The sequence below is a fragment of the Peribacillus sp. SIMBA_075 genome (assembly GCF_046534585.1).
Genome location: NZ_JAWRYN010000030.1, coordinates 53,012 through 60,568, shown reverse-complemented (window position 1 = coordinate 60,568; position 7,557 = coordinate 53,012). Strand labels below are relative to the sequence as shown.

General features: G+C 39.9%; 6 protein-coding genes. 1 reads left to right on the top strand and 5 read right to left on the bottom strand.

What is annotated here, in order from left to right; genetic code table 11:
• Positions 1-247 precede the first annotated feature (247 nt).
• From SB775_RS19170 to SB775_RS19150, 5 genes are all read right to left on the bottom strand, one after another.
• Positions 248-1,438, bottom strand: a complete 1,191-nt coding sequence (locus tag SB775_RS19170) for a C40 family peptidase (protein WP_089364687.1) — start codon at positions 1,436-1,438, stop codon at positions 248-250.
• A gap of 386 nt (positions 1,439-1,824) precedes the next feature.
• Positions 1,825-2,661: a TIGR03943 family putative permease subunit gene (locus SB775_RS19165; RefSeq protein WP_061461849.1), complete on the bottom strand. Its 837-nt coding sequence runs from the start codon at positions 2,659-2,661 to the stop codon at positions 1,825-1,827.
• A 14-nt stretch (positions 2,662-2,675) separates the two neighbouring features.
• Positions 2,676-3,557, bottom strand: coding sequence for a permease (locus tag SB775_RS19160; protein ID WP_410862794.1), 882 nt, complete (start codon positions 3,555-3,557; stop codon positions 2,676-2,678).
• 561 nt (positions 3,558-4,118) lie between these two features.
• Entirely contained in the window at positions 4,119-4,733 is a 615-nt protein-coding gene (locus SB775_RS19155) for a DNA-3-methyladenine glycosylase (RefSeq protein WP_061461851.1), read from the bottom strand.
• A 115-nt stretch (positions 4,734-4,848) separates the two neighbouring features.
• Entirely contained in the window at positions 4,849-6,414 is a 1,566-nt protein-coding gene (locus SB775_RS19150; RefSeq protein ID WP_089364689.1) for an MDR family MFS transporter, read from the bottom strand.
• 262 nt (positions 6,415-6,676) lie between these two features.
• Between SB775_RS19150 and proC the strand changes: the two genes are divergently transcribed.
• Entirely contained in the window at positions 6,677-7,483 is an 807-nt protein-coding gene (gene proC, locus SB775_RS19145) for a pyrroline-5-carboxylate reductase (protein WP_410862792.1), read from the top strand.
• Positions 7,484-7,557 lie beyond the last annotated feature (74 nt).

Genomic DNA, 7,557 nt, shown 5'->3' with positions numbered 1-7,557 from the left:
TCCAATCAACGGCCAAATTGTACAACTCATAAAAAATAGACAAACTCGATTTTCCTCGAGTTTGTCTACAGTCTGAGGCCTTCCTATCGGAGAAGGCCTTTTTTTAATGGGAATATTGATAATGTAAAATGTTGGATCATTATCATGCGAAAAAGCGTGTTTGATCTTTTTTATCAAAACACGCTTTCCATTTGTTATAAAATTTTTTTAAAGTGAATGTTTAGCCAGCAATTGTTATTGCCATCATTTAATTAATAACACGGACAGCCTTTACAAAACTAGGTCCCCAGTAAGAATTGTTAATGTTAGCGTAGGATACACCTTTAGATGTGGAAGCATTCAGCATTTGACCGTTTCCGGCATAAATTCCTACATGATTAATTACACCATCATTATTGGTATCGAAAAATACTAAATCCCCTTTTTGAAGGGCTTTCAGAGATACAGCCGTACCAGCCTGTGATTGTGCCACTGAATTTCGAGGCAAGGAAATACCTGCATTTTGGAAAGCTCTTAATGTGAATGAAGAGCAATCAAATATGTCAGTACGTGAAGTGCTCGCACCGTAAACATACTTAGCTCCTAGGTATCTTGCGCCGGCAGCCAAAACTTGATCCGCCTTGGAAGAATAAGTCAATTTGGACGGTTTTTTAGATGCAGATGAAGATACTGATGCTTTCCCGGAAACACGGATGGATTGGCCTATACGAATACGATCTGAATTAGAAATATTAGGGTTTATTTTAAGTAAGGCACTAAGGGAAAGGTTATATCTGTTAGCGATGGTCGATAAGGAATCCCCTAGTTTAACCACATAAGTTTCTGTTGTATTTTTACTATTGTTCGTATTGTTGTTAAGGGTATTAACCTTCAAAACTTGACCGGGAAAAATAAGAGTGCTAGTCAAACGGTTTTCAGACTTTAATTGTTGGATAGTCATATTATTGACTCTGGCGATTTTTCCCAGGGTGTCCCCTGATTTGACTGTGTATGTATCACTTGAATTACTGTTTTTAGCCTTAGAGCTAGATGCAGGAGCTTGTCCGGAAACACGGATGGATTGTCCAATATAAATACGATCCGAATTAGAAATATTAGGGTTTGATTTAAGCAAGGCACTAAGGGAAAGGTTATATTTTTTAGCAATTTTAGATAAAGTATCCCCCAGTTTAACCACATATTTTCCGGTTTTGTCTATATTTTTATCCGTTTGCATGTTAAGGCTATTGACCTTCAAGACCTGGCCGGGAAAAATAAGGGCACTGGTCAAATGGTTTTGAGATTTTAACTCTTGGACAGTTGTATTATTAGCTTTAGAAATTTTATCAAGGGTGTCCCCTGATTTGACTTGATAAGAACCAGCATAAGCAGAATTTCCTGCCACAAGGGTACCTATTATAGTTCCTGCAAGAATAAAAGAGCTTTTCGAATTGTTCATTTAGGAAAGTTCCTCCTGATGTGGTAAAAAAATATGTAGCATTTATATTATAAGGCTATGAAATATAAAAAACATGACAATATAAAAAAAAAAATTCATTTAGAAAATAAATGAAATTCGCCTTTTTCAGGTTATCCTGTTACAGGTAAATGTGGTCTAGTCACCTCGAGTGGGATTCAAGTGCAGTGAAATAGGGCACATTCGGATTATATTAATTGCAGAAAGTAGGTTGGGATGGTTCAAAGATAGTTTCAAAAATACAGGGTTTGGCCGTAGAAATGGATAACAAGTCTCCTTGAAATTCATTACATAAAATGGAGGTTTGGGGTCGGGTAATTAAAAAGAAAGGTAAGAATACATATCCTTACCTTTCCTTGATTAATTTTTTAATATTGTCTATAAACGTAGGGATCATCAGGTTCAACGATTTTGCTATGTGATGATACTTTGAGTATAGGAATGGTTTTTTTAAATGGCTGATAATAAATGGATTCCAATTCACCCGTCACGGAATACCACTCATCATTTTTAGGATGCATTCCTTCAGGAAATTCGATCAGCATACCGAATACCCCAGAGTCTGCGACACAGTGAATGACCCCAAAACGAAACAGGAATACCTGGTTTTTGGCTAGCTCATCTGAATTGTACGAAAATCCGGTTAACGTTATTTGTTTGCCGGCGAACTTTCCAGGGGAGTAATAGATGGCTTCTAAATCGGTAAGATAGTTTTTGTCGGTTAAATGAAGACTATCACGATCAGCCAAGCTTTTGAGCGAGTGATCCATTAAAGTTAAATAATCATCCTTGCCATAATAAAGACTCGTATCCGGCTGCAGAAATTGATGCTGGCTATATTCATCTGTGTCATCATACACGGGGAAATGAAATCCTTTTTTTTCAACGATATTGGAGTCCATTGTGGCAACAGGCAAAAAGAGGCCGGTTAAAATGGGAATTAAAAATAGCGTGTAAGTAAGGTTTTTTTTCCATTTCTTGTTTTCCTGGGAGTGATCATGCCCGCACTGACAATCCTCAGACTCTTCTTGATTTCCTTCTTTGATAAATATATAAGATCCCATTAAAGTGAACATAGCCAATATATAGATAGCAATCTGTGAAACATAAGAATATTCCATATTAATGTATTTCGATATATTCCCTGAGGCGTGTAGATGCATGAATAAAAATGTAAGTCCAAGTAATATGAATAATCTTCCCATATAAAACACCCTCTTTAAGAAATAAACAATAAAGTTAAACCAAGGACGGAAATAAATATATAAGCCATCAAACATAAAACAAATTTTGTTTTGAATGTACCTAAAAGCATGATCGTATTTTTAATATCAAACATGGCCCCAAATACAAGAAAAGCAACTAGTGAAGAGGGCGAGAAGGTACTTCTAAAAGAACTTGCAACAAATGCGTCGGCTTGGGAACACAAGGACATGACATAGGACAAAGCCATCATGACTACATTCCCGGGTAATTTGCCTTGACCAATTTCTAGCAATAGGGATGTTTTCAAAAAGGTTTGAATGGCAGCTGCCAGAAGTGCACCAATGATTAGGTACTTTCCAACAGAAAAGAACTCTTCAATCGAGTGTTTAAACATCCCCGTTATCTTGTCTTTAAATGTATGTTTATTGTGATGTGTATGTTCGATATGTTCCTGTTTAAGCTGATTTGTCTTAAATTGAAAAGATAGGATGAATGCAATGATCAAGACGACCACCAATGCAATTCCACCACGATAGAAAACCATGCTCCAGCTATTACCAAACGCAATATAGGTGGAAAACAGGACGATCGGATTCAGAATAGGAGCAGAAAGCATAAAGGCAATGGCCGCTGAAAGAGGAACCCCTTTAGCAATCAAACGGCGGGTAATCGGGACGATCCCGCACTCACATGCAAGAAAAAAGACCCCTGCACCTATTGCGAATAGAACTGATAAGATCGGGTTTTTCGGTATAATCCTTGCAATCATCTCTTCTGACACAAACATTTGGATGATTCCAGATATAAGGACTCCCAGTAGAATGAAGGGAAGGGATTCAATTAGGATACTAATAAAAATTGTATTCATTTGCAAAAGGGCCTGAACGTTCATCATAAACCACCTTCCATGTTGCTGACTTAACTATATTAGATTCGTAATAGAAGGAAGTCAATTAATTATTACTAATGTAATAGGCTGGAAGTTGAACGTTTAGGTAAAAATTGTAAGTGGATTTAATTGTAATGTAACGAGTTATTTTGAAAGAAGAAAAGAAAGGGAAAAAGGAGACGGAATTGTGACAAGTTATTGGTTGTCACTAATAAAAGAAGGATTAGTAATTACTTCAACTAACACTTTGTTCCTTGTGTCTTCGGTGGACTCTACATACATTCACAGTGCTTTCGTCCACGACTTTTTGGAATGGACTTCGAGATGCGGAGTCCATTATTTTTTCGGACTTTCCCCGCCGCCCATTAATCAGTCAGTCTGGGGGAGAACTCCCGGACTGGTGGAAATTACTATCTTCTTGGTAATTTGGATTGTCTTTTACTAAGCAGTTATTTCTTATGGACATAGAAAAAAATCCCCACAAAGTACTTGTGAAACATCCACAGAATACCTGTAGCCTTTTTCACCGTTCACTTAGAGGAGATATCATCACCGTGATTTTTCCTGTCATCCTTTTTTAATTAGGTTCTTGCGAGAGATAAACGGATTGTCGGTAACCCAAAAACGCCACGGATAATCTTTTGCTTCCCCGGAGTTATCAATTCCGACGCGCGGCCCGCTAGAAATGTGTTCGGGCTGCTTTCCGGCAGCAAGATATAGAGGAGGATCAGTAAAGGACCGACCATAATCAGCCATGGTGATGCCAAGTGCCTTGGTTAGCTTTCCAGGTCCATCCGTCCATTTACGTATATCGGCTATTCCGCGTCTTTCCTGCATTAACTCAAGCCCTGAATAGGGTTCCAAAGCGCGAATCAAAATGGCCTCCGGATTTTCAGGCCCGCCGCTTACAACATTGACCAGTGTATGTGTGTGCATGACGTATGTATAAATTAAACCGGACTCACCGAACATCACTTCCGTCCGTTTAGTCCTTCTATTTCCAAAACTATGTGCGGCCCTGTCCACCGGTCCCATATAAGCCTCTGTTTCAACAATGAATCCAGAAGCGGTTCCATCTGCAGTTTCTTTTACAATCAGGCAGCCGAGCAGGGATTTTGCCAGTTCAAGCGTAGGCTGATTATAAAAATCCGCAGGCAAAATTGAATGGTTTATCTTGTTCATAGTATCACTCCATTTAGTCTCTAACAGGTAAATTTCCCTTATCGATGAAAAAGAAACATAGAATGCGGGAATTAAAAAGGCCGGCTGATATAATCAGCCGGTCCAGAGCATATTTTTAACCTATTTCCTTTTCGGTTTCTTGATCTCTTTTTATTCGGCCCGAACCCACGGAAAGTGCCACTAATATTCCGGCGGAAACAAAAAAGATACCTGTGACGAAAACACTGGAAAATGCACCGATCCAAGCATTTTCAATCGTTTTTATAAGGATATTACTGACTTCCGCCGGCATTTTAAGGTTTTCAGGATAAAGCATGATGTTGAATAACTTATCCGTTTTATCGGCTAGTGCTTTCAATGCCTCATGCAATACAGGGTTCTTTTGGCTAACGACCGCATCATCCATATTTTGCTGGAGATTATGATTCATGACGGCATTCAAAACCGTGATGCCCATCGTTCCCCCTATTGATCGGAAGAAGGTCGAAGCCGCTGTAACCGACCCTAGCTGTGATTTTGGAAATTCATTTTGAACGGCAATCATCAATGTCGGCATGACAAGACCCATACCGATCCCAAGGATAGCCATGAATGAGTACGCAGTGAATATGGTCGTACTGCCGTCCATCGTACTCATTAGGAAGAAGCCTAGCGTCGCAATGGCCATTCCATAGGTAAGCACTGTTCGAAAACGGAATTTCAACAGTAACCGCCCGCCAACGACGCTGGAAAGAATCAAACCGATCATCATCGGAGTCATTGTCGACCCTGCTTTTGTTGGTGAAACTCCAAGAATCCCTTGCATGAACAGCGGGACGAACATGATTGCCCCGAACATCCCGAGGCCCAGCAGGAATCCCAAAATACTTGTGGTGGCAAATACTCTATTTTTAAAAAGGGATAAATCAAGAATCGGTTCAACTGCTTTTCTTTCAAAAAAGATGAATAGGGTAATGAAGACAATGGTGCTGCCGAAAATCAAGAGAGACTCCAGTGATACCCATTCGAACTTATCACCACCGAAAGTCAAGCCTAGCAGTAAGAGGACAATACCAGGAATCAAGGTGAAAATGCCTAGATAATCGATATTCACTTTCTCTGTTTTTCGTATGCCTTCATGTTTCAACCCGACATAAATCAATATGGCAGATAGTAAGCCCGTCGGTACATTGATCAGAAAGATCCAATGCCAGCTGATATGGTCAACGATCAGTCCGCCCAGAAAAGGACCAATGACAGAACTTAAACCAAAAAGGGCTCCAAATACACCTTGCCATTTGGCCCTTTGTTCCGCAGAGAATATATCGCCTATTATCGTTTGGGACAAGGGCATGATCATTCCGCCGCCAATTCCCTGCAGGCCCCTGTAGATGATCAATTGCTCCATCGAAGTGGCAGTGGCACATAAAAACGAACCGATCGTAAAAATGATCGTACCAAGCAGATAAAGGGAACGTCTGCCATATAAGTCAGATAGCTTTCCAACAATCGGTACAACTGTCGTTGAGGCTATTAAATATGCAGTCGTTACCCATGCAAAGATGGTAAAACCATTCAATTCACCGATTATCGTCGGCATTGCCGTCCCGACAATCGTCTGTTCCAATGAACTGAAAAACATTCCAATGATCAATCCTGCTAAGACAAGCTTGGTATTAACCACTTTTTTCTCAATTTGCATACTATTTCTCCATTCCTTAATCTATATTCCTTTATTAGGTTGTGACTGGTAGGTCAAAATTATAAATCTGAAGTGACCAATTAGTCAACATTTTTTTTCGCAAAAAATGTTTCATGAAGGAGTGGGTTTTTTAAGGTAAAGGAGTAATTCGACCAGAATCCACTAAATCCTTCTTGATTAATACCCGCAAGCGTGTTTCCATTTACCATATCCGATATAATAAAAAGGAACATAGATGAACTTATGATTGGAAGTGTAAGATATGAATAAAAAAATCGGGTTTATTGGATGCGGTAAAATGGGGGAAGCAATGCTTGAGGGCATGTTGCATGCAGAGGTCATTTCCCCTGATGGAATCATGGTCAGTACAGCGAGTGTCGAAACTAAAACTAAAATCACCACGAAATATAAGGTTAAAGGAACCTTGGAGAATAAAGAGGTTGCCGGTTTTGCTGATTTTCTGTTTCTAGGGATTCAACCTTCCATGCATAAGCAGGTGCTTGAAGAAGTGAAGAACCATGTGAAAGATGATGCTGTGATCATTACAATGGCAGCTGGAATCACTATATCCCTAATTGAGAATATCTTCGGGAATAGAGTGAAGGTTGTCCGCACGATGCCAAACACCCCTTCACTTGTCGGTGAAGGCATGACGGCTATGAGCATTAATGATGAAATTACGGGTGCTGATATAGAGGATGTGACTGCACTGCTGAATAGCTTCGGCAAAACGGAAATCCTGCATGAAGATTTGATGGATGCAGTACCAGCCATCAGCGGTTCTTCACCTGCTTATGTATACATGTTCATCGAAGCACTGGCAGATGGAGGGGTCCGTGATGGCATACCAAGGAAACAAGCATACCGAATGGCAGCACAAGCTGTAATGGGAGCTGCTAAAATGGTACTTGAAACGGAAAGACATCCAGCCTCATTAAAGGATGATGTCTGCACCCCGGGTGGTTCAACGATATCCGCAGTAGCGTCTTTAGAGAGGAATCAGTTTAGATCCAGCATTTTACAAGCAATGAAAGCCTGCACGGATAAAACGAAAGGGTTCGGCAAGTAAGGAAGGATGGATTGCCTCCAAGCGGGCAATCTCCTTTTTTGAATATTATTATCTGAATGTTTAGTAAAAAAGAG